The following is a 21,201-nucleotide window of genomic DNA, read 5'->3' on the forward strand; positions in this document are numbered from 1 at the left end:
GCAGGGATCAGGGCGCGGGGGTCAGCCCAGCAGGCGGGGGAGCTGCAGCACGAGCCAGGGGGAGAACGCCCAGGGGGTCGAGCGGACGGCGGCGAGCGTCGCCTCGGCGTCGACCCACTCGTAGTCCATGACCTCGTCGAGGCGCGGATCGAGGGCGTCGCGGCTCGACAGCGTCGCCGTGTAGACGGGGCAGATCTCGTTCTCGACGACGCCGGACGCGTCGACCGCGCGGTAGCGGAAGTCCGGCAGGGCGACCTCCAGCGTGGCCAGCCGGGCGCCGAGCTCGCGCTCGGCCCGGCGGACGACGGCGTCCTCGATCCGCTCGCCCGGGGCGGGGTGCCCGCAGAAGGAGTTGGTCCAGACGCCCGGCCAGGTGCGCTTCTCGAGTGCGCGGCGGGTCACCAGAAGCGCGCCGTCCGGGGAGAAGACGTGGCAGGAGAACGCGAGGTGCAGGGGAGTGGCCGTGTCGTGCACGGTCGCCTTGTCGGCGACCCCCACGGCGTTCCCGGCCTCGTCGAGGAGGACCACCTGCTCGATCCGGTCCGTCTGCACAGTGGCGGCTGGCGAAGTCATACCCGCAAGTCAAGCACGCCGCAACACATCAGCCGGCTTATCGTCCTGGTTCTCTCCTTTGTTAGCCTTCCCACGTGGATACGCGCGACCCCGTGGTTCTGTCCCGGTTGAGGCAGGAGCACGTCGATGCCGTCCTGGACAGGTTCTTCTCGTTGGCGAGGTCCCGGGCGGTGCGTCTCGGACCCCGCTACCTGACCCTCTGGCAGACGCTGGAGGCCAACACCCGCGGCGGCAAGCGCTTCCGCCCGCTGATGGTGATCTCGGCGTACGAGGCTCACGGCGGCCAGGATCCGGAGGCCGCCGCCCACCTCGGCGCGGCGTTCGAGCTTCTGCACACCGCGCTGATCGTGCACGACGACGTGATCGACCGCGACTTCGTGCGCCGCGGCGGCCCGAACGTCTCGGGCAGCTACCGCGACGAGGCGACGACCGCGGGCCTCTCCATCCCGATCGCCGAGCACCGCGGCACCTCGGTGGCCGTGATCGCCGGGGACCTCGCCCTCACCGGCGCCCACCGCCTCGTCGAGGGCGTCGGCGCCTCCGACGGCGTGCGGGCCCGCCTGCTCACCCTGCTCGACGAGGCCGTCTTCGCCTCCGCCGCGGGCGAGCTGGCCGACGTGGACTTCTCCCTCATGCCGGGCATGCCCTCGGTCGACGAGGTGCTCGAGATGGAGCGCCTCAAGACGGCCGTCTACTCGTTCGAGGCGCCGCTGCAGGCCGGAGCGATCCTCGCCGGGGCCTCGGACGCCGCGGTGGACGCCCTCGGCGAGTTCGGCCGCTGGATCGGCATCGCCTACCAGATCGTCGACGACCTGCTCGGGGTCTTCGGCTCCGAGGGGCAGACCGGCAAGACCACGCTGGGCGACCTCCGCGAGGGCAAGCGCACCGTCCTCATCGCCCACGCGGCCGGCACGGACTGCTGGCCCGACATCGAGGCGCTGATCGGCGACGAGCACCTCGCGCCCGAGACCGCGGAGAAGGTGCGCGGCATCCTCGAGGAGTGCGGCGCCCGCAGCTACGCCGAGGGGCTCGCGAACCAGTTCGCAGACCGCGCCTGGGCGGCGCTGGAGACGCCCGCGGTGTCGGAGGCCTTCCGCAACGAGGTCCGCCCGCTCGTGGCCAGCGTGGTCGGGCGCACCCGATGAGCGCTGTCCGCCACGCGCGGATGCGTGCGACGATGCGCTCCGCCCGGCCGAGCCCCCGTACGGTGGCACGATGAGCCGCCAGAGCGAACTGTACGACCGCGTCGCGCACGAGTCGTCCGCGCAGGTGATCCGCCGCTACTCCACCTCCTTCGGGCTGGCCACGCGTCTGCTCGCCCCGGGCGTCCGCGAGCGGGTGGAGGACGTCTACGCCCTCGTGCGCGTCGCCGACGAGATCGTCGACGGCGTCGCCGAGGAGGCCCGTCTCGATCGGGCCGCGGTGGAGGAGTCCCTCGACGCCTTCGAGGCCGAGACCGAGCGCGCGCTCGCCTCCGGCTACAGCTCCAACCTCGTGATCCACGCCTTCGCTCGGACCGCGCGGGCGACCGGATTCGGCACCGAGCTCACCCGGCCGTTCTTCGCGTCGATGCGCGCCGACCTCCGCGAGACCGAGCACACCCCCGAGTCCTTCGAGGCCTACGTCTACGGCTCCGCCGAGGTCGTCGGGCTGATGTGCCTGCACGTGTTCCTCGCGGCGCCGGACGCGGGGCTCGTCTCCGAGGCCGCCCGCGCGCGGCTCGTGGCCGGAGCGCGCCGCCTGGGGGCCGCGTTCCAGAAGGTCAACTTCCTCCGCGATCTCGCCGCCGACGTCGACGGCCTCGGCCGCAGCTACTTCCCCGGAGTCGACCCGCGGGCGTTCTCCGAGCGCGACAAGGCCTCGCTGCTCGCCGACCTCGACGACGACCTCGCCGAGGCCGCAGCCATCGTGGCCGAGCTCCCGCGCTCGAGTCGGCGCGCGGTCCTGCTGGCCCACTCCCTCTTCGCCGCCCTGGCCGACCGGATCCGCGCGACGCCCGCCGAGGAGCTCCTCCGCGCCCGCGTCAGCGTGCCCACGGCCGCCAAGGCGGCGCTCGCGGCCAAGGCGGCCGTGTCGACGCTCGGCCCGCGCCTGGGCCCCGGCCCCGTCCGCGCGACCCGCTCGAGGACCGGCCCGCACCGCGCCGTCGTCATCGGCGGGGGGATCGGCGGACTCGCCTCCGCCGCGCTGCTCGCGCGCGACGGCTACGACGTGACCCTCCTGGAGGCGCGCGAGGCCGTCGGCGGCCGCGCCGGCTCGTGGGAGCACGAGGGCTTCCGCTTCGACACCGGTCCCTCCTGGTACCTGATGCCCGAGGTGTTCGACCACTTCTTCCGCCTCATGGGCACCAGCGCCGAGGAGCGCCTCGACCTCGTCACGCTCGACCCCGGCTACCGGGTCTACAGCGAGGGCGTCGACGAGCCGATCGACGTGCTCGCCGACCTCGAGTCGAACCTCGCGCTCTTCGAGAGCATCGAGCCCGGAGCGGGCGAGCGGATGCGCGCGTACCTCGACTCCGCGCGCGACACCTACGAGATGGCCAAGCGCCGCTTCCTCTACACGAGCTTCTCGTCCTTCCTCCCGCTGCTGCGCCGCGACGTGCTCAGCCGGACCGGGAGGCTCGGCCGCCTGCTGCTCACTCCGCTCGACACGTTCGCGGCGACGGCGGTCACCGACAACCGGCTGCGCCAGATCCTCGGCTACCCGGCCGTCTTCCTCGGCTCCTCGCCGTTCGCCGCGCCGAGCATGTACCACCTGATGAGCCACCTCGACCTCGCCGACGGCGTGCTCTACCCGATGGGCGGATTCACGAAGCTGATCGAGGCGGTCGCCGACGTCGCCGAGGAGGCCGGCGTCACCGTCCGCACGTCCTCGCCCGCGACGCGGATCCTCACCACCCGCTCGCCCCGCGGCCGACGCCGCGGCGCCGAGGTCGTCGGAGTCGAGTTCACGGGCCCCGACGGCACGGAGCGGATCCCCGCCGACCTGGTCGTCAACGCCTCCGACCTCTTCACCACCGAGCAGTCGCTCCTCCCCGAGGAGCTGCGGACCTACCCGCCCGCCTACTGGGAGAAGCGCGAGCCCGGCCCGAGCGCCGTCCTCGTCCTCCTGGGCGTGCGCGGGGAGCTGCCCGAGCTCGAGCACCACACCCTGCTCTTCACGAAGGACTGGCGCGACAACTTCGACAAGATCTTCGGCGAGCACCCGACCGTGCCCGACCCCGCGTCGATCTACGTCTGCCGCCCGAGCGCGACCGACGCGAGCACGGCTCCGGAGGGGCACGAGAACCTGTTCGTGCTCGTGCCGATCCCGGCCGACACCTCGATCGGCCACGGCGGAGTCGACGGCGCGGGCGACGCGCGCGTCGAGGCCATCGCCGACCAGGCCATCGCGCAGATCGCGTCCTGGACCGGCGCGACCGACCTGGCCGAGCGGATCGTCGTCCGCCGCACGATCGGCCCGGCCGACTTCGAGAGCGACCTCGGCGCCTGGCGCGGCTCGATGCTCGGACCGGCCCATGTCCTCTCGCAGAGCGCCTTCTTCCGGGCCGGGAACGTCAGCAGGCACGTCGACGGACTGCTCTTCGCCGGCAGCTCCACGATCCCCGGCATCGGCCTGCCGATGTGCATCATCAGCGCCGAGGTCATGCTCAAGCGCGTGCGCGGCGACGTGTCGACCGAGCCGCTGCCCGTGCGGGAGGCGCCGTCCGCTCCGGTCGCGCCCGTCGCCGTGGGGGAGTAGGCGTGGGGATCCTCTACCTGCTCGCGCTCCTCGTCTCGATCACCGGGATGATCGTGCTCGACCGCCGCTTCCGGCTGTTCTTCTGGGCGGACGCGCGACGCGCGGCGATCGTGCTGCCCGTGGGAGTCGCGTTCTTCCTGGTCTGGGACCTCGTGGGGATCGGCCTGGGTGTCTTCTTCCGCGGAGAGACCTCCTACATGACCGGCCTGCAGATCGCGCCGGAGCTCCCGGTCGAGGAGGTCCTCTTCCTCACCCTGCTCTGCTACCTGACGATGGACGTGCACGGCTTCCTCTCGCAGCGGGTCGCCCGGCGGGCGGAGGCGCGCGCGTGACCTACCTCCTCCTCAACGCCGTGTTCCTCGCGCTGGTGCTGGTGCTGCTGCTGCTCGCGCTGCGCCGACGCGTCCTGCGCCTGCCCGCCGTCCTCGGCACCCTCGCCGTGCTGCTGGTGATGACCGCCGTCTTCGACAACATCATGATCGGAGTGGGCCTGCTGGTCGCCTACGACGACGACCTGATCTCGGGGATCCGGATCGGCGTCGCTCCGATCGAGGACTTCGCCTACGCGATCGCCGCGGCCCTCGCCCTCCCGGCGCTCTGGGTGCTCCTGCCCTCGCGTCGTCGGAGCGAGCCGTGAACCGGCTGCGCGCGCTGTTCGTCTCGAGCCGCCCGCTGAGCTGGGTCAACACCGCCTACCCGTTCGCGGCGGCGTACCTGCTGACCACCCGCGAGATCGACCTCGCCTTCGTGCTCGGCACGATCTACTTCCTCATCCCCTACAACCTCGCGATGTACGGGATCAACGACGTCTTCGACTACGAGTCCGACCTGCGGAACCCCCGCAAGGGCGGCGTCGAGGGCGCCGTGCTCGACCGGAGCGAGCACCGCGCGACGCTGATCGCGGCGGTGGCCACGAACGTGCCGTTCCTGGTGGCGCTCGTGCTGCTCGGGTCACCGGTCTCGTGGCTGGTCCTCGCGATCAGCGTCTTCGCCGTGATCGCCTACAGTGCGCCGGGGCTCCGCTTCAAGGAGCGCCCGTTCGTCGACTCGCTGACCTCGGCGACCCACTTCGTCAGCCCGGCCGTCTACGGGATCGCCCTCGCGGGCACCGTGGTCACCGGACCTCTGGTGGCGCTCCTCGTGGCGTTCTTCCTCTGGGGGATCGCGAGCCACGCCTTCGGCGCGGTGCAGGACATCCTGGCCGACCGCGCGGGCGGCATCGGCTCGATCGCGACCGTGATCGGAGCGAAGGCGACCACGCGCTTCGCCATCGCCGCCTACGTCGCGAGCGGCCTGCTCCTGCTCCTGCTGCCCTGGCCGGGGACCCTCGCGGCGATCCTCGCGGTGCCGTACGCGGTGAGCATCTGGCCGTACCGGTCGCTCGAGGACGCCGAGGCTGAGCGGGCGAACGCGGGCTGGAAGCGCTTCCTCGCGCTGAACTTCCTGACCGGCTTCCTCGTCACGCTCCTGCTGATCGTGTTCTGGATCGCCACGGTCTGATCCGCGGCCGGCGGCGCGCGGGGAGGGGCCTCGCCAGCGTCTCCGCGGGCCGGGCCTCGTCAGTCCCGGCGGGCGGGCGGAGCGAGCCGCGGCTCCGGCACGACGGGGGCGGTGGCCGGCGGGCGGCGCACCGGCAGGAGCAGCACCAGCCCCACGGCGAGGACGAGGACGAGCCCGAGGATGCCCCAGTACTGCACGTTCGCCTCGCCGCTGCCCGAGACGGCCGCGGCGATCGAGACGGCGGCTGCGAAGGCGGCGGGCGCGAGGAACGAGGCCGCCCGCCCGGTGGTCGCGTAGAGGCCGAAGATCTCGCCCTCGCGTCCCTCCGGGATGAGGCGGGCGAGGTAGCTGCGGCTCGCCGACTGCGCCGGGCCGACGAACAGGCACAGCAGCAGGCCGAAGATCCAGAACACCGTGCTCCCCCCGTCGTGCAGGACGAAGACGGCGGTGCCGCAGACGACCAGGCCGATGAGCGAGGCGACGATCACGGCCTTGGGGCCGATGCGGTCGTCGAGCGCGCCGACCGAGATGGTCGCCACTCCGGCCACGACGTTCGCGGCGATGGCGAACAGGATCACCTCGCCGGCGTCGAAGCCGAAGGTGCCCTGCGCCAGCACGCCGCCGAAGGTGAAGACCCCGGTGAGCCCGTCGCGGAACACCGCGCTGGCGATGAGGAAGGCCACGGTGCTGCGGCTCTCGCGCCAGAGGGCGGCGACCTGCGCGAAGAGCGCGCGGTAGGAGGCGATCACGCCGACGCGCTCCGCCCGGCTCGCCTGTGCCGGCGTCTCCGGCACCGCGACCAGCACCGGGAGGGCGAAGACGGCGAACCACACGCCGGCGACCAGGATCGAGACGCGCACGTCGAGGCCGTCGTCCCCCGTCACTCCGAAGAGCCCGACCTCGGGCGAGATGAAGCCGAAGTACACGATCAGCAGCAGGACGATCCCGCCGACGTAGCCCATGCCCCACCCGAAGCCGGAGACGCGGCCGATGGTCGCCCGGGTCGAGACCTGGAGGAGCATCGCGTTGTAGTTGACGCTCGCGAACTCGAAGAAGACCGTGCCGACCGCGAGCAGTCCGAGTCCCAGCCAGAGGAGGGCCGGGTCGGGGCGCACGAGGAACATCAGCAGGATGCAGAGGACGACGACGGCGGAGTGGATCCCCAGCCAGAGCCGGCGGCGCCCGCCGAGGTCGGCCCGGCGGCCGGTGATCGGCGCGATCACGGCGACGACCACGCCGGCGGCGGCGAGGGACCAGCCGAGCGCGGCCGAGACTCCGCTCGAGGTGCCGAAGAGCCCGTCGGTGGTCAGGTAGACGGTGAAGACGAAGGTAGTCACCACCGCGTTGAAGGCCGATCCGCCCCAGTCCCACAGGCCCCAGGCGAGGACGGGCCAGCGGCCGGTGCGCGTCGTCATGGGCCCACCGTAGGGGGAGGAGGTGAACGGCCGGAAGCGGCGGGACCCGCGAGTCTGAGAGTTGAGCCGATGCGACTCAACTTCTTGCCTCCGGACTTGACGCGAGACGACGGATGCGTAAACTTGAGCGTGCGGGGCTCAACTCCCGCAGAGGATTCCGCACCACCCGTCAACTGACCGGCAGCCGCCCGCGCGACGCCGATCGCGAAGGAGAACAACGCATATGTCCCGTGCCGTAGGCATCGACCTGGGAACCACCAACTCTGTCGTGGCCGTCCTCGAGGGAGGCGAGCCCACCGTCATCGCCAACGCCGAGGGCTTCCGCACCACGCCGTCCGTCGTGGCGTTCACCAAGGACGGGGAGGTGCTCGTCGGCGAGACCGCGAAGCGCCAGGCCGTCACCAACGTCGACCGCACCATCGCGTCGGTCAAGCGCCACATGGGCACCGACTGGACCTTCGGCGTCGAGGACAAGAAGTACACCCCGCAGGAGATCTCGGCCCGCATCCTGGGCAAGCTCAAGCGCGACGCGGAGCAGTACCTGGGCGACAAGGTGACCGACGCGGTCATCACCGTCCCGGCCTACTTCAACGACGCCGAGCGCCAGGCGACCAAGGACGCCGGCGAGATCGCCGGCCTCAACGTCCTGCGCATCATCAACGAGCCCACCGCGGCCGCGCTGGCCTACGGCCTCGACAAGGGCAAGGAGGACGAGCTGATCCTCGTCTTCGACCTCGGCGGCGGAACGTTCGACGTCTCCCTCCTCGAGGTGGGCAAGGACGACGACTTCTCGACCATCCAGGTCCGCGCGACCTCGGGCGACAACCGCCTCGGCGGCGACGACTGGGACCAGCGCGTCGTCGACCACCTGGTCAAGCGCTTCAAGGACTCGACCGGCGTCGACGTCTCGAAGGACAAGATCGCTCGCCAGCGCCTCAAGGAGGCCGCGGAGCAGGCGAAGAAGGAGCTCTCCTCGAGCACCTCGACCAGCATCCAGCTGCCCTACCTCTCGCTCACCGAGAACGGCCCGGCGAACCTCGACGAGACGCTCACCCGCGCCAAGTTCGAGGAGCTCACCAGCGACCTGATCGAGCGCACCCGCAAGCCCTTCACCGACGTCATCGCCGAGGCGGGCGTCAAGGTCGAGGACATCGCTCACGTGGTCCTCGTCGGCGGCTCGACCCGCATGCCGGCCGTGGCCGAGCTCGTCAAGAAGCTCACCGGCGGCAAGGAGCCCAACAAGGGCGTCAACCCGGACGAGGTCGTCGCCGTCGGCGCTGCGCTGCAGGCCGGCGTCCTCAAGGGCGAGCGCAAGGACGTCCTCCTGATCGACGTGACCCCGCTCTCGCTGGGCATCGAGACCAAGGGCGGGATCATGACCAAGCTCATCGAGCGCAACACCGCGATCCCGACCAAGAGGTCCGAGACCTTCACCACGGCCGACGACAACCAGCCGTCCGTCGCGATCCAGGTCTTCCAGGGCGAGCGCGAGTTCACCCGCGACAACAAGAACCTGGGCACGTTCGAGCTGACCGGCATCGCGCCGGCCCCGCGCGGCATCCCGCAGGTCGAGGTCACCTTCGACATCGACGCCAACGGCATCGTCCACGTGTCCGCGAAGGACAAGGGCACCGGCAAGGAGCAGTCGATGACGATCACGGGCGGCTCGTCGCTGCCCAAGGACGACATCGACCGCATGGTCCGCGAGGCCGAGGAGCACGCCGCCGAGGACAAGGCCCGCCGCGAGGCCGCCGAGATCCGCAACAACGCCGAGACCCTGGCGTACTCGATCGACAAGCTGATCAAGGACAACGAGGACAAGCTGCCCGAGGACGTCAAGTCCGAGGTGCAGGGAGACGTCGACGCGCTGAAGACCGCGCTCGCCGGCGACGACGACGCGGCCGTCAAGACCGCGTTCGACGCCCTCAACGCCTCGCAGACCAAGATCGGCCAGGCGATCTACTCCCAGGACCAGGCCGCGCAGAGCGCCCCCGCGGAAGCTCCGGCCGACGGTGACAAGAAGGACGACGAGGACATCGTCGACGCCGAGGTCATCGATGAGGACGAGCCGAAGGACACGAAGTAGCCATGGCAGCCGAGAACGAGCCCCAGGACCTCCCCGAGGAGCAGCCGGCCACCGGCGGCGAGGCGGGAGCCGAGGCGGCCCAGGACGCCCAGGACCAGGAGGGCCTCATCGAGGCCGAGGGGCCCGACGTCGAGACCAGCCTCTCGGACGCCGACCTCTCGTTCCTCTCGGGACAGTCCAGCGCCGAGACGCTCGCGGCCGAGCACCTCGCCGACCTCCAGCGGGTGACCGCGGAGTACGCGAACTACCGCAAGCGCACCGAGGCCAACCGCCAGGTCGACAAGGAGCGGGCGATCGGCGACGCGGTGAAGGTCATCCTCCCCGTGCTCGACGACCTCGACCGCGCCGAGAAGCACGGCGACCTCGCCGAGGGCGGGCCCTTCACGGCGATCGCGCAGAAGCTGCGCGGCGGAGTGGAGAAGCTCGGCCTGGTGAAGACCGGCGCCGTGGGCGACCTGTTCGACCCGAACATCCACGAGGCGATCTTCCAGCAGCCCACCCCCGGCGCCGAGACTTCCACGGTCGCGGACGTCGTCGAGGCGGGCTACTACCTCGGAGGCTCGCTGCTGCGGGCCGCCAAGGTGGTCGTGGCAGTCCCCGCCGACTGACCCCGCCACCGGCACCACCACCGCGGAGGACCCCGCCCCGCTCGGCAGCACGCTGCCGGACCGGGGCGGGGTCCCTCGCCGCATTCGACACAGGAAGAGGCACATGGCCAGCCAGGATTGGTTCGACAAGGACTTCTACAAGGTCCTCGGCGTGTCCAAGGACGTCTCCGCCGCGGACCTGAAGAAGACCTACCGCAAGCTCGCCCGCCAGTTCCACCCCGACTCCAACCCGGGGGACGCGAAGGCCGAGGCGCGCTTCAAGGAGATCAGCGAGGCGTACACCGTGCTCTCGGACGCCGAGCAGCGCAAGGAGTACGACCAGATCCGCGCCATGGGGGGCGGAGCGCGCTTCACCGCGGGAGGCCAGCCCGGAGGGTTCGACGACGTCTTCGGCGGCATGTTCGGCCAGGGCGGGCGCACCTCCTACAGCACCCAGCAGGGCCCGCCGCCCGGCTTCGAGGACATCCTCGGCGGCATGTTCGGCGGCGGAGGCAGCCGCTTCGGCCAGCCCAGCGGCGGCTACCGCGGCTTCGGCGGCCCGCAGAAGGGCGCCGACGTCACCGCCAGCACCACCATCGACTTCCGCACCGCGACCCGGGGTGACACCGTCCAGCTGCAGACCGGCGACGGGCGCACCCTCTCGGTGCGCATCCCGGCCGGCGTGGCCGACGACCAGAAGATCCGCGTCCGCGGCAAGGGCCGCCCCAGCCCGGACGGCGGCGATCCCGGCGACCTGGTGCTCACCGTCTCGGTCCGCAAGCATCCGGTGTTCGAGCGCGACGGGCTGAACCTGCGCGTGACGGTCCCCGTGACCTTCGTCGAGGCCGTCTTCGGCGCGACGATCGAGGTGCCGACCCTCGGCGGCGAGCCCGTCAAGCTCCGGGTCGCCGCAGGCACCCCGAGCGGCCGCGTCCTGCGCGTCAAGGGCCGCGGCGTCACGACCCCCAAGGGCACGGGCGACCTGCTCGCCGTCCTGCAGGTCGCCGTCCCGAGCCACCTGTCCGCCGCCGCCCGTGAGGCCCTCGAGGCCTACGCCGCCGCCGAGCCGGACGAGGACCCGCGCGAGGACATCCTGGAGAAGGCCCGCTACTAGCACCGGATCGGCGCGACCGGTCGGAGGAGGAGACATGGACGAGAACACGCCCGTCTTCGCGATCGCCGTCGCCGCCGAGCTGGCGGGGATGCACCCGCAGACGCTCCGGCAGTACGACCGGCTCGGGCTCGTGAGCCCGACCCGCACCGCGGGCAAGTCGCGCCGCTACTCGATGCGCGACGTGGTGCAGCTGCGCGAGGTCGCCCGGCTCTCCTCCGAGGGCGTCTCTCTCGAGGGCATCGCGCGCATCCTGCAGCTCGAGAACCAGGTGCAGTCGCTCTCGCAGCGGGTGCGCGAGCTGGAGTCGGCCCTCGCCGACGAGCTCCTGAACCGGCCGGGCCGCCGCGTGTTCGCCGCCGGACTCGAGGGGGACGTGGTCACTCTGCGCCACGGCACGCGCGCGCAGCGCCGGACCGAGCTGGTCGTCTGGCGCCCCGCGCCACGATCAGGGGCCGCCGACGACGCCACACCCTGAACGAGGGGTAGCCTGACCGGGCGCCGCCCCGTCATCACGGCGCCCGTCCCTCCGCTCGGGGCGGAGAGCAGGAGGACCGCCGTGGACCACGACAGCAGCACCCCGCGCGACGAGCGCGACGCCCGCCGGGAGCAGGCCGCCCAGGAGCAGGTCCCCCAGGAGCAGGCGTCGGACGCCTCGCGACAGGAGCAGGCGCCGGACGCCACGCGCGCGTCCCGCAGGACGCCCGTCGTCCCCGACAACGGGTTCTCCCGCGAGTCCTACGCGATCCACGCCACCCGCAGCGACCTCCCCCTCTTCTCGGATGCGCTGAACGCCGGCCGCGACGACTCCGGCTGGCTGTCGTCGCTCTCGAGCACCCTCGCCGGTCCCACCGGGCCGGTCGGCTCCCCGGACTCGGCCGCCGAGACGGCGCAGGCCGCGCTCGACCGCCGCACTCGCCGTCGGAGCGACGAGTCCGACTCCTGAGCCGCGGCTCCGGCTAGTCGCGCAGGCGCGTCGCGGCCATCCGGGCGTCGACCAGGCGGCCGCCGCTGAGGCGGGCGAGGATCACGGAGCCGAACGGCAGCGCGCGCACGAGGGGCAGGCCCTCGACCCGCTCCTCGTCCGTGTAGCCGAGGAGGACGTACATCCCGACCACGGCGATCGCGGCGATCGTCGCGACCCGCGCCGGGATCTGGTCCATCGTGCCGCCTCCGCCGTCGATCGGCTCGGCGAGCGTGACGCACATGAGGAAGATCGACGCGTAGACCGCCAGGTGCACGTGGGAGCGGCTCCACGGGCGCGCGAGCGCGGCGATCGGCAGGATCCAGAGGGCGTACCAGGGGTGGATGGCGGTCGACGCCGTCACGAACGCGAGCAGCGCACCGGACAGGCGGGCGAGCGGATCGATGGAGCGCCGCGACAGCATGAGGCGCGCAGCGATCAGGCCGGCGAGCCCGAGCGCGAGGATCTTGACCACGGCGATCGCCGCGGCGGGGTCGTGACCGGTGAACTCGACGGCGCGGGAGACCGAGACCGTGACGAACGACATCGGCGCGTACCAGTGCAGGATCGAGCCGGGCACGACCATCGCCGCGACCCAGCCGACCCCGACGCCCGCGAGCAGCCCGACGGCGACCACGAGGCCGAGCGCTCCGGCGCCCGTCCAGAGCCAGCCGCGGGCGCGCTCGCGCCACGTCGCGTCGTGGCGCAGCCACAGCAGCGCGAGCACGGGGAGCGCGATCACGGCGATCGGCTTGATCGCGATCGCTCCGGCCATCAGCACGACGGCGGCGATGCGCCGGTCGGTCTGGGCGTAGTAGAGCGACGCGAGGATGAGCGCCAGCATCACGGAGTCGTTGTGGCCGGCGACGACGAAGAGCACGAGGGTCAGCGGGTTGGCGACGATCGTCCAGGCGGTGAGCGGGACCGAGAGGCCGCGCAGGCGCGCCAGGCGGAGCGCGTAGACGGCCATGACGGCCACGCCGGCGACCGACACGGCGCGGAGCATCGCGATCGAGAGCTCGGGTGCGCCGTAGCCCGCGAACTGCACCGCGGTGCGCTCGATCAGGAGGTAGAGGGGCCCGTAGGGCGTGGGCGTGTCGGCCCAGAGCGGGTCGACGCCGAGGTCGAACCAGCCGGGGAGCGTCGCGACGCCGTGGGTGTAGGGGTCGATGCCCTGGGTCATCAGGCGACCCTGCGCCACGTAGGAGAACATGTCGTGGCTGAACAGCGGCACCGTCACGAGGAGCGGAGCGGTCCAGGCGAGGGCCGCCACCACGATGGTGCGGACGGTGCCGGGACCCGCCGCGAGCGCGACCGTGCGCAGGCGGAGCCACGCGATCAGCAGCAGCATCCCGCCGCCCACGACGAGGGCGCCGCTGGACTCGGTGAGCCAGCCCGTGGCGCGGATCGAGGCGACGAGAGGCCAGTCGCGGATGGGCGAGCCGGCGGGCAGGTAGCCCACACCGAGCGAGCCGAGGAGGATCGCGATCGAGCCCAGCAGGCCCGTCGCCAGCGGTGCGGCCTCCATGAAGCGGAGCCGCGGTCGGCGCTGCCGTCCCGTTGCCCGGGCCGTGTCCGGCCGCTCGATCGTCCCCCGTGAAGCCATCGGAGCCACGCTAAAGGATGGGACTCCGAAGTGCATGGACGGCCGGTGAACGGTTGATCAGTCGGCGCTCAGGTTGTACAAGCACCCGCACGCGGACCGATCAGGGCAGGCGCGGCACCGGGGCCGGCTCCGCGAAGCGCAGCTGGTTGCCGAACGGATCGATCACGTCGAGCGCGAAGCCGAACGGGGTGCGGGTGATCCGCGGGTTGAGGTAGGGGTACGCCTTCGCGTCGAGCTCGGCGTGCAGCTCGCGGACTCCGCGGAGGGCGACGTGCACGGCGGCGCCGGGACTGCCGTCGCGGTGGTGCTCGCTGAGGTGCAGGCGGAGCCCCGAGCGCGACACCTGCAGGTAGAGGGGGGCGTCGAGCGCGGCGCGGTGCTCCCAGTCCACCTCGAAGCCGAGGTAGTCGACGTAGAACTCGCCCGCCTTGGCGACCGAGAAGATCCGCAGGATGGGCACGGCCGCCTCCAGCCGGACCGGCTCGAGCCGGTCCGGCTCCTCCGCGCTCGACCGGTCCCGTGCACGCCGTCTCGTCTCCACGCCACGAGGCTAGCCGCCCCGCGGTCGGCCCGGCGCCGGAGGGTCAGTCGACGAGATCGAGAGCGCGCAGCAGCCGGAGGGTCTCGACCCCGGCGGGCGGGCAGCGGCCCGCATCGGAGCCGTCGACCCAGTGCAGCGAGTCGATCTCGCCGCTCGGGCGCGCCTCGCGGTCGAGCTCGGCGGCGAAGACGCTCATGTGGACCTCCCGCCCCTCCGGCTCGCCGTGCGCCTGGGTGCGGACGGTGAACAGGGGCTCGAGGCCGAGCGCGACGGCGCCGAGCTCCTCGCGGGCCTCGCGGGCCGCCGCCTCGATCCCGCTCTCGCCCTCGTCGACCTTGCCGCCGGGGAGGTAGAGGACGTCGCGGCCCCGCGCCGTGACCATCAGGACGTGCCGGTCGCGGAGGACGGCGACGGCGGACACGACGATCGGCGGGAGGGTGCTCATCCGCTCATCATGCCCGCCGCGGGCGGACCGTCGCGGCGCCCCCGCGGCTACCATGGGGGCACACCAGAAGGACGCGCGCAGCCGGCGCGCGCCGGGGCCCCGTGCGCCCGAACAGCTGAGGAGCAACCCGTGGCAGAACCCACCACCCTCGACAAAGTCATCACCCTCGCGCAGCACAGGGGATTCGTCTTCCCCTCGGGTGAGATCTACGGGGGCACCCGCTCCGCGTGGGACTACGGGCCGCTCGGCGTGGAGTTCAAGGAGAACATCAAGCGCCAGTGGTGGAAGACCTTCGTGCAGGGCCGGGGCGACGTCGTCGGCCTGGACTCCGCGGTCATCCTGCCCACGGCGATCTGGCACGCCTCGGGACACGTCGGCGTCTTCTCGGACCCGCTGACCGAGTCGCTGATCACCCACAAGCGCTACCGCGCCGACCACCTCTTCGAGAAGTACGAGGAGGTCAACGGCCACCCGCCCGTGAACGGCCTCGCCGACATCCCGGACCCGGAGCACCCCGACAAGGTCGGCCAGTGGACCGAGATCAAGCAGTTCTCGGGCCTGATGAAGACCTACCTCGGCGTCGTCGACGACGAGTCGGGGCTTCACTACCTGCGTCCCGAGACCGCCCAGGGCATCTTCACCAACTTCGCGAACGTGCTGCAGAGCGCCCGTCGCAAGCCGCCCTTCGGCATCGGCCAGATCGGCAAGGCGTTCCGCAACGAGATCACCCCCGGCAACTTCATCTTCCGCACCCGCGAGTTCGAGCAGATGGAGCTCGAGTTCTTCGTCGAGCCCGGCACGGACGAGGAGTGGCAGGAGACCTGGATGCAGCTCGCCTGGGACTGGTTCGTCGGGCTCGGGATGAACCCCGAGAACATCCGGCAGTACGAGCACCCGAAGGACAAGCTCTCCCACTACTCCAAGCGCACCGTCGACATCGAGTACCGCTTCAGCTTCGCCTCGGGCGAGTGGGGCGAGCTGATGGGAGTCGCGAACCGCACCGACTACGACCTCAAGACGCACATCGAGCACTCGGGCAAGGACCTCTCGTTCTTCGACCAGAACAAGAACGAGCGCTACGTGCCGTTCGTGATCGAGCCGTCGTTCGGTCTCACCCGCGCGCTCATGGCGTTCCTCGTCGACGCCTACGAGGAGCAGGAGCTGCCGCCGAACGCCAAGGGCAAGGTCGAGACGCGGACCGTGCTGCACCTCGACCCACGCCTGGCGCCGGTGAAGGTGGCCGTGCTGCCGCTCTCGCGCAACGAGGCACTCTCGCCGCTCGCGCGCCGCGTCGCCGACCAGCTGCGCCAGCTCTGGAACGTCGACTTCGACGACTCCGGAGCGATCGGCCGCCGCTACCGCCGCCAGGACGAGATCGGCACCCCGTACTGCGTGACCGTCGACTTCGACTCGCTCGAGGACGACGCCGTGACCGTCCGCGACCGCGACACGATGAAGCAGGAGCGCATCCCGCTCGAGCAGCTCGAGTCGTACCTCTTCACCGGGCTCCGCGGGGCCTGACACTCCTCCCGGGACGCCGCCGACCGGACGGGCCGGCGGCGTCCCGCCGGGCGCGGTCCAGCCGGCCCTGCGGTCAGCGCTCGCGGGCGAGCAGGGCGAAGACGAGGGTCGAGGTCCACTCGCCCTTGCAGAACTCGTCCTCCCGGTGGTGCGCCTCGAGGCGCATCCCGAGGCGCTCGCAGAGGCGGGCGGAGGCGGTGTTCCGAGCGTCGAGCTGCGCGATCACGCGGTGCGCGCCGAGGGTGTCGAACGCGAGGTCGAGCAGCGCCCGGGCGGCCTCGGTCGCGTAGCCGCGCCCCTGCGCCTCCGGGTGCAGCACCCAGCCGATCTCGACCGCCTCCTGCTCGACGGACGTCGCGATGAGCGTGAGGTCGCCGATCATCCGCCCGGCGAGGACGCCCTCCCGGGGGACGATCGCCAGCACGGCCACGTCGCCGTCGGCGGCGAGCCGTGTCGAGGGGAGGCGGCGCTGCAGGTGCGCCCGCGACTCCTCGGGGGTGCGCACCGGCCAGCGGAGGAACCGGACGGCGTCGGCGTCGCCCTGGTAGCGCGCGTGGTCCTCGGCGTCCTCCGGTCCGAGGGGACGCAGGAGCAGGCGCTCGGTGAGCAGCGGCGCGGAGCGCAGCGGCTCCGCATCGAAGGGGAGCCGGAGGCTCACGCGGTGGCGGCGTCCGCGTCGGGGCGCGCGGCGGCGGCGGGCTCGGCCGGGACCTCGACGCCGAAGAGGGCCTCGAGCCCGGTGAGGTACGCCTCCTGGGCTCCGGCGCGCGCGTAGTCGCGGGCGCGGACGCTCGGGGTGTGCAGCAGCACGCCGGCGAGGTGGCGGAGCGCCTGCTCGGTGCGGCCGTCCTCGTCGCCGCGCGAGCGGGCCCGCTCGATCTCGGCGTCGAGCGCGTCGAACACGTGGGCGCGCAGGGCGACGACGGCCGGAGTGAGGCTCTTCTCGTCGGCGACGTCCGAGAACTTCCGGGCCGCCTTGTCGACGAGCGCGCGCGCCTGCTGCGACGCGTCGAGCACGTCGAGAGGTGCGTGCAGGCTGATCGTCTCGAGGTCGAGGAGCTCGACGCCGGCGACCGAGGTGACGTCGGAGGCGACGTTGCGCGGCAGGCCCAGGTCGATCACGAGCTGGCGCTCGCGGGAGAAGCCCTGGAGGCGCCCGGCGGCGAGCAGGGCGGCGTCGAGCACCGGCTCCTGGGTCGTGGTGCAGGTGATGACGATGTCGGCCGAGACCGCCTCGAGCGCGAGATCGGAGGCGGCGATGGGCCGGAGCGAGCGGCGGGCGGCGAAGCCCTCGGCGCGGCCGGAGGGGGAGTGCACGGCGATGTCGACCACTCCGCGGTCGCGCAGGGCCGCGACGGTCGCCCGCGCGTAGCTGCCGGTGCCGACGAGGAGGACGCGGGCGGCCCGCCAGTCGGTGACGCGGCTCGCGGCCAGGTCGAGCGCGAGGCGCACGATCGAGCGGCCGGCGCTGCCGAGGCCGGTGCGGTTCTTGATGCCGCGCGAGGTCTGCGAGGCGCGCTGGAACAGCCGCTCGAGCTCGGAGGAGGTGGTGCCGAGGCGGCGCGCCTCCTCGAGGGACCGGCGGACCTGGCCCGCGATCTCGCCCTCGCCGACCACGACGGACTCGAGCCCGCTGGAGACGGCGAAGAGGTGCTCGGCCACCCGGTCGCCCGAGACGACGTCGACGCTCCCGCGCAGCTCGTCCTGCTCGACGCCGGTCGCGGCGCTGACGGCGGCGGTGGCGGCCTCGACGGCGACGGCCTGCGCGGCGGTCAGCGGCTCCTCGATGTCGAGATAGGCCTCGAAGCGGTTGCAGGTCGCGACGACGACGGCTCCGGAGACGAAGTCGATCCCCTCGGAGAGGGCCGCGGTCACGGCGGAGGAGTCGACGGAGAGCTTCTCGAGGAGATCGAAGCTGGCGTTCTTGTGCGACGCCGTCAGACACAGAAGCACCACGTCAGTCTACCCGCGCTCTGCGGGGCGGGGTCCCGGACTGGGGAGGAATGCACGGATGCGCCTGGAATAATGCCGCGGTGACCTCCCCCACCGACGGCCTGCTCGATCCGCTGCACCCCCTCTCCGCCGGCCGCACGGCCGACTCGCTGCTCCTGCGCGCCTACCGCTCCGAGCGGGGCGAGAGGACGCCCGTCTGGTTCATGCGCCAGGCCGGCCGCAGCCTCCCGGAGTACCGGGCCCTGCGCACCGACACGAAGATGCTCGACGCCTGCCTCGACCCGGCGCTGGCGAGCGAGATCACCCTGCAGCCGGTGCGGCGCCACGGAGTGGACGCGGCCATCTTCTTCAGCGACATCGTGATCCCGCTGCGGCTCGCGGGCGTCGGCGTCGACATCGTCCCCGGGCGCGGTCCGGTGCTTGAGAAGCCGGTGCGCACGGCCGCCGACGTCGCCGAGCTCGCCTCGATCGACCCGTCCGTGCTCGACGAGACGCTCGAGCCCATCCGCGAGGGCGTGCGCCGCACCGTCGCGGGCCTCGGCGACACCCCGCTCATCGGCTTCGCCGGCGCTCCCTTCACCCTGGCCGCCTACCTGGTGGAGGGCGGCCCGTCTAAGGACCACCTGCGCGCGCGGACGATGATGCACGCCGACCCCGCCGCCTGGGCCCAGCTGATGGAGTGGACCGCCGAGGTCACCGGCCGCTTCCTCCGCGCGCAGGTGCTCGCAGGGGCCAGCGCCGCGCAGCTCTTCGACTCCTGGGCCGGGGCGCTCTCGCTCTCGGACTACACGACCCACGTCGCTCCCGCCTCCGCGCGCGCCCTCGTCCACGTGCGCGACCTCGCATTCGACCACGGGGAGACGCGCCGCAACGTCCCGATCGTGCACTTCGGCGTCGGCACCGGCGAGCTGCTCGGAGCGATGCACGGCATCGGCGCGGACGTGGTGGGCGTCGACTACCGGATCCCGCTCGACGAGGCCAACCACCGCCTCGGCGGCTTCGTGCCGGTGCAGGGCAACGTCGACCCGGCGCTGCTGACCGCGCCGTGGGAGGTCCTCGAGTCCCACGTCGACGACGTGCTCCGCCGGGGCCTGAGCGCCCCCGCGCACGTGCTCAACCTCGGCCACGGCGTGCCGCCCGAGACCGACCCCGACGTGCTCACACGCCTCGTCGCGTTCGTGCACGCCTGGCGGCCGTGAGCGAGGAGCGCCCCCGCGACGCGGCGTCGTACGACGTCGCGGTCGTCGGCGGCGGAGTGGCGGGGCTCGCCGCCGCCGCGGAGTGCCTGCGCATCGGCCTGCGCGTCGTGGTGCTCGAGGCGGGGGAGCGGGTCGGCGGCTCCGTCTCTCCGCTCGCCCTGGCCGGAGCCGCGCTCGACGCGGGCGCCGAGAGCTTCGCCACCCGCGGCGGCCACGTCGAGCGGGCGCTCGCCGCGCTGACCCTCGACGGCGTCCCGCTCGCCGAGTCGATCGTCGAGCCCCGGACGCACGGCTCGTGGCTGCACCTCTCGGGCGGCCGCTCCGTGCCGTCGCCCCGGGCCGGCATCCTCGGCATCCCCGGCACGCCGCTCGCCCCCGACGTCGTGCGGGCGATCGGCCGCCGCGGCGCCTGGCGCGCCTGGCTCGACACCCTGATGCCGGTGCTGCGCATCGGCCGCGCGCACTCCCTCGCCGAGCTGGTGCGCACCCGGATGGGCGAGCGCGTGCTCGAGGACCTGGTCGCGCCGGTCGTCTCCGGCGTCTACTCGAGCCGGCCGGACGACATCGACGTCGACCTGGCCGCACCCGGACTGAACGGCGCGCTCACCCGCGCGGGCTCCCTCGCCCGGGCCGTGGCCGCCCTCCGCGCGAACCTCCCGGCCGGAGTCGCGGTCCGCGGGCTCGAAGGCGGGATGCACCGCCTGGTCGCCGCGCTGGTCCAGCGGATCGACTACCTCTCCGGCGAGATCCGCACCGGCGCCTCCGTGCAGCGGCTCGAGGGCTCCGACGGGGACTTCGTCCTGACCCTCGCCGACGGCGCTCTGAGCGCCCGAGCGGTGATCGTCTCGACCCCGGAGCGCGACGCCCGGGCGCTGCTCGCCGGCCTCGCTCCCGCCGTCGCGGAGCGCGCCGACGAGGCGCTTCACGACTCCGTCGAGCTGGTGACCCTGGTCCTCGACGACGCCCGCCTGGACGCAGCCCCCCGCGGCTCCGGCGTGCTCGTGGCGCCCACCGCCACCGACGTCACGGCCAAGGCGATCACGCACGCGACCGCGAAGTGGGACTGGCTGGCCGCCTCCCTCCCTCCCGGCCGCCACGTGCTGCGCCTCTCCTACGGGCGCCCGGGCGAGCGCCCGCCGCTCGAGGGGCGCACCGATGCCGAGGCGGCCGCGATCGCCCTGCTCGACGCCTCGACGCTGCTCGGACTCGCCCTCGATCCGGCGTCGCTCGTCGACTCCGCCCGGGTGCGCTGGGCCAACGTCCGGCCCGCCGCGGCGCTGGGCCGCCGCGCGCACCTGGAGGCGTTCCGCGAGGCGCTCCTCCCGATCGAGGGAGTCGCCGTGACCGGCACCTGGATCGCGGGCACGGGCCTCGCCTCGGTGCTCCCGCACGCCGCCGAGACGGCCGCCCTTATCCGGCGCCGACTGGTGCGTCAAGGAGTCGGGCTGCCGAGCGACGCCCGCGACGCCGACGGCTACTCTTAGGCCCAGGCATCCGCGCGAGCGTGCGGCGTGCCCCGGCACGAGTGGTCACCGACCGCGTGGACGATCGCGAGAGCGACCCAGGACGAGGAGTAGGCGTGAAGGGCAAGATTCTTTTCGTGGCAGGAGCCGCAGCCGGGTACGTGCTGGGAGCACGTGCCGGCCGCAAGCGGTATGAGCAGATCGCCTCGGCGGCAGGCCGCTTCTGGCGGACCCAGCCGGTGCAGGACGTCGCGGGCGCCGTCGGCGGTGCCGCGAAGACCCAGCTGAGCAGCGTCTCGGACAAGGCGTACGAGGTCGTGCGCTCGGTGGTCGTCAAGGCCGTGTCCGGCGGCAGGAAGGCCCAGGGGGCGAGCGACGCGGAGGCGTCGGCGGCTGCCCGCAAGGCGGCCTCGAAGGTCGACGAGGCCGCGGCGTCGGCCGGCTCCGGCGGGTCGACGACGTCCACCTCCACCAGCAGGGCCTAGTGCTCATCCCT

General features: G+C 72.7%; 21 protein-coding genes. 14 read left to right on the top strand and 7 right to left on the bottom strand.

Annotated elements, in window-relative coordinates; genetic code table 11:
• Positions 1 to 21 precede the first annotated feature (21 nt).
• Positions 22 to 573: an isopentenyl-diphosphate Delta-isomerase gene (gene idi / locus C5C55_RS04670; RefSeq protein WP_104222897.1), complete on the bottom strand. Its 552-nt coding sequence runs from the start codon at positions 571 to 573 to the stop codon at positions 22 to 24.
• 170 nt (positions 574 to 743) lie between these two features.
• Here idi and C5C55_RS04675 point away from each other — a divergent pair, with 170 nt between their 5' ends.
• The 5 genes from C5C55_RS04675 (at position 744) to C5C55_RS04695 (ending at position 5,814) form a co-directional block, all read left to right on the top strand.
• Entirely contained in the window at positions 744 to 1,718 is a 975-nt protein-coding gene (locus tag C5C55_RS04675) for a polyprenyl synthetase family protein (protein WP_244229492.1), read from the top strand.
• 70 nt (positions 1,719 to 1,788) lie between these two features.
• On the top strand, positions 1,789 to 4,314 hold the full coding sequence (gene crtI / locus C5C55_RS04680) for a phytoene desaturase family protein (RefSeq protein ID WP_104233079.1): 2,526 nt from the start codon (positions 1,789 to 1,791) through the stop codon (positions 4,312 to 4,314).
• Positions 4,315 to 4,316: 2 nt separating this feature from the next.
• Complete coding sequence (locus C5C55_RS04685) at positions 4,317 to 4,646, top strand: lycopene cyclase domain-containing protein (protein ID WP_104222894.1); 330 nt, start codon at positions 4,317 to 4,319, stop codon at positions 4,644 to 4,646.
• Positions 4,643 to 4,951 carry a lycopene cyclase domain-containing protein gene (locus tag C5C55_RS04690; RefSeq protein ID WP_104233080.1) on the top strand — a complete coding sequence of 103 codons (309 nt, stop codon included), beginning with the start codon at positions 4,643 to 4,645 and terminating at the stop codon, positions 4,949 to 4,951. The genes C5C55_RS04685 and C5C55_RS04690 overlap by 4 nt, the downstream gene beginning before the upstream one ends.
• Complete coding sequence (locus tag C5C55_RS04695; RefSeq protein ID WP_104222892.1) at positions 4,948 to 5,814, top strand: prenyltransferase; 867 nt, start codon at positions 4,948 to 4,950, stop codon at positions 5,812 to 5,814. The genes C5C55_RS04690 and C5C55_RS04695 overlap by 4 nt, the downstream gene beginning before the upstream one ends.
• 59 nt (positions 5,815 to 5,873) lie before the next feature.
• Here C5C55_RS04695 and C5C55_RS04700 read toward each other — a convergent pair whose 3' ends face one another.
• Positions 5,874 to 7,229, bottom strand: coding sequence for an MFS transporter (locus C5C55_RS04700; RefSeq protein WP_104233081.1), 1,356 nt, complete (start codon positions 7,227 to 7,229; stop codon positions 5,874 to 5,876).
• Positions 7,230 to 7,452: 223 nt separating this feature from the next.
• On the opposite strand from C5C55_RS04700, the gene dnaK reads away from it, so the two are divergent.
• The 5 genes from dnaK (at position 7,453) to C5C55_RS04725 (ending at position 11,959) form a co-directional block, all read left to right on the top strand.
• Complete coding sequence (gene dnaK / locus C5C55_RS04705; protein ID WP_104233082.1) at positions 7,453 to 9,315, top strand: molecular chaperone DnaK; 1,863 nt, start codon at positions 7,453 to 7,455, stop codon at positions 9,313 to 9,315.
• Positions 9,316 to 9,317: 2 nt separating this feature from the next.
• Positions 9,318 to 9,923, top strand: a complete 606-nt coding sequence (locus C5C55_RS04710) for a nucleotide exchange factor GrpE (RefSeq protein WP_104222889.1) — start codon at positions 9,318 to 9,320, stop codon at positions 9,921 to 9,923.
• Between the two features lie 103 nt (positions 9,924 to 10,026).
• Entirely contained in the window at positions 10,027 to 11,016 is a 990-nt protein-coding gene (locus tag C5C55_RS04715) for a DnaJ C-terminal domain-containing protein (protein ID WP_104222888.1), read from the top strand.
• A gap of 34 nt (positions 11,017 to 11,050) precedes the next feature.
• Positions 11,051 to 11,491 (top strand): heat shock protein transcriptional repressor HspR, encoded by a 441-nt coding sequence (locus C5C55_RS04720; protein WP_104226135.1) that lies wholly within the window; start codon positions 11,051 to 11,053, stop codon positions 11,489 to 11,491.
• A gap of 81 nt (positions 11,492 to 11,572) precedes the next feature.
• Positions 11,573 to 11,959: a hypothetical protein gene (locus C5C55_RS04725; protein WP_104233083.1), complete on the top strand. Its 387-nt coding sequence runs from the start codon at positions 11,573 to 11,575 to the stop codon at positions 11,957 to 11,959.
• 13 nt (positions 11,960 to 11,972) lie between these two features.
• On the opposite strand, the gene mptB is transcribed toward C5C55_RS04725, so the two are convergent.
• The 3 genes from mptB to C5C55_RS04740 all read right to left on the bottom strand — a co-directional run bounded on the left by mptB (position 11,973) and on the right by C5C55_RS04740 (position 14,569).
• Positions 11,973 to 13,583 carry a polyprenol phosphomannose-dependent alpha 1,6 mannosyltransferase MptB gene (gene mptB / locus C5C55_RS04730; RefSeq protein WP_146080889.1) on the bottom strand — a complete coding sequence of 537 codons (1,611 nt, stop codon included), beginning with the start codon at positions 13,581 to 13,583 and terminating at the stop codon, positions 11,973 to 11,975.
• Between the two features lie 100 nt (positions 13,584 to 13,683).
• Positions 13,684 to 14,124, bottom strand: a complete 441-nt coding sequence (locus C5C55_RS04735) for a glyoxalase superfamily protein (protein WP_208543318.1) — start codon at positions 14,122 to 14,124, stop codon at positions 13,684 to 13,686.
• Positions 14,125 to 14,167: 43 nt separating this feature from the next.
• Positions 14,168 to 14,569, bottom strand: a complete 402-nt coding sequence (locus C5C55_RS04740; RefSeq protein ID WP_104233085.1) for an NUDIX domain-containing protein — start codon at positions 14,567 to 14,569, stop codon at positions 14,168 to 14,170.
• Positions 14,570 to 14,698: 129 nt separating this feature from the next.
• Between C5C55_RS04740 and C5C55_RS04745 the strand changes: the two genes are divergently transcribed.
• The gene (locus tag C5C55_RS04745) at positions 14,699 to 16,090 is read left to right on the top strand and encodes a glycine--tRNA ligase (protein WP_104226140.1); all 1,392 of its coding nucleotides are present in this window, start codon (positions 14,699 to 14,701) and stop codon (positions 16,088 to 16,090) included.
• A 73-nt stretch (positions 16,091 to 16,163) separates the two neighbouring features.
• Here C5C55_RS04745 and C5C55_RS04750 read toward each other — a convergent pair whose 3' ends face one another.
• Positions 16,164 to 16,748, bottom strand: coding sequence for a GNAT family N-acetyltransferase (locus C5C55_RS04750; protein WP_258059379.1), 585 nt, complete (start codon positions 16,746 to 16,748; stop codon positions 16,164 to 16,166).
• Positions 16,745 to 18,043: a glutamyl-tRNA reductase gene (locus C5C55_RS04755; RefSeq protein ID WP_104233167.1), complete on the bottom strand. Its 1,299-nt coding sequence runs from the start codon at positions 18,041 to 18,043 to the stop codon at positions 16,745 to 16,747. The genes C5C55_RS04750 and C5C55_RS04755 overlap by 4 nt, the downstream gene beginning before the upstream one ends.
• A 50-nt stretch (positions 18,044 to 18,093) precedes the next feature.
• On the opposite strand from C5C55_RS04755, the gene hemE reads away from it, so the two are divergent.
• The 3 genes from hemE to C5C55_RS04770 all read left to right on the top strand — a co-directional run bounded on the left by hemE (position 18,094) and on the right by C5C55_RS04770 (position 21,190).
• On the top strand, positions 18,094 to 19,242 hold the full coding sequence (gene hemE, locus C5C55_RS04760) for a uroporphyrinogen decarboxylase (protein ID WP_104222882.1): 1,149 nt from the start codon (positions 18,094 to 18,096) through the stop codon (positions 19,240 to 19,242).
• Entirely contained in the window at positions 19,239 to 20,726 is a 1,488-nt protein-coding gene (locus C5C55_RS04765) for an NAD(P)/FAD-dependent oxidoreductase (RefSeq protein ID WP_258072499.1), read from the top strand. Before hemE ends, C5C55_RS04765 begins: the two co-directional genes overlap by 4 nt.
• Before the next feature lie 95 nt (positions 20,727 to 20,821).
• A complete protein-coding gene (locus C5C55_RS04770; RefSeq protein WP_146076613.1) occupies positions 20,822 to 21,190 on the top strand; it encodes a hypothetical protein in 369 nt (122 codons plus the stop codon).
• The last annotated feature ends 11 nt before the right edge of the window (positions 21,191 to 21,201 follow it).

The organism is Rathayibacter sp. AY1C2, from assembly GCF_002931195.1.
Classification (GTDB): domain Bacteria; phylum Actinomycetota; class Actinomycetes; order Actinomycetales; family Microbacteriaceae; genus Rathayibacter.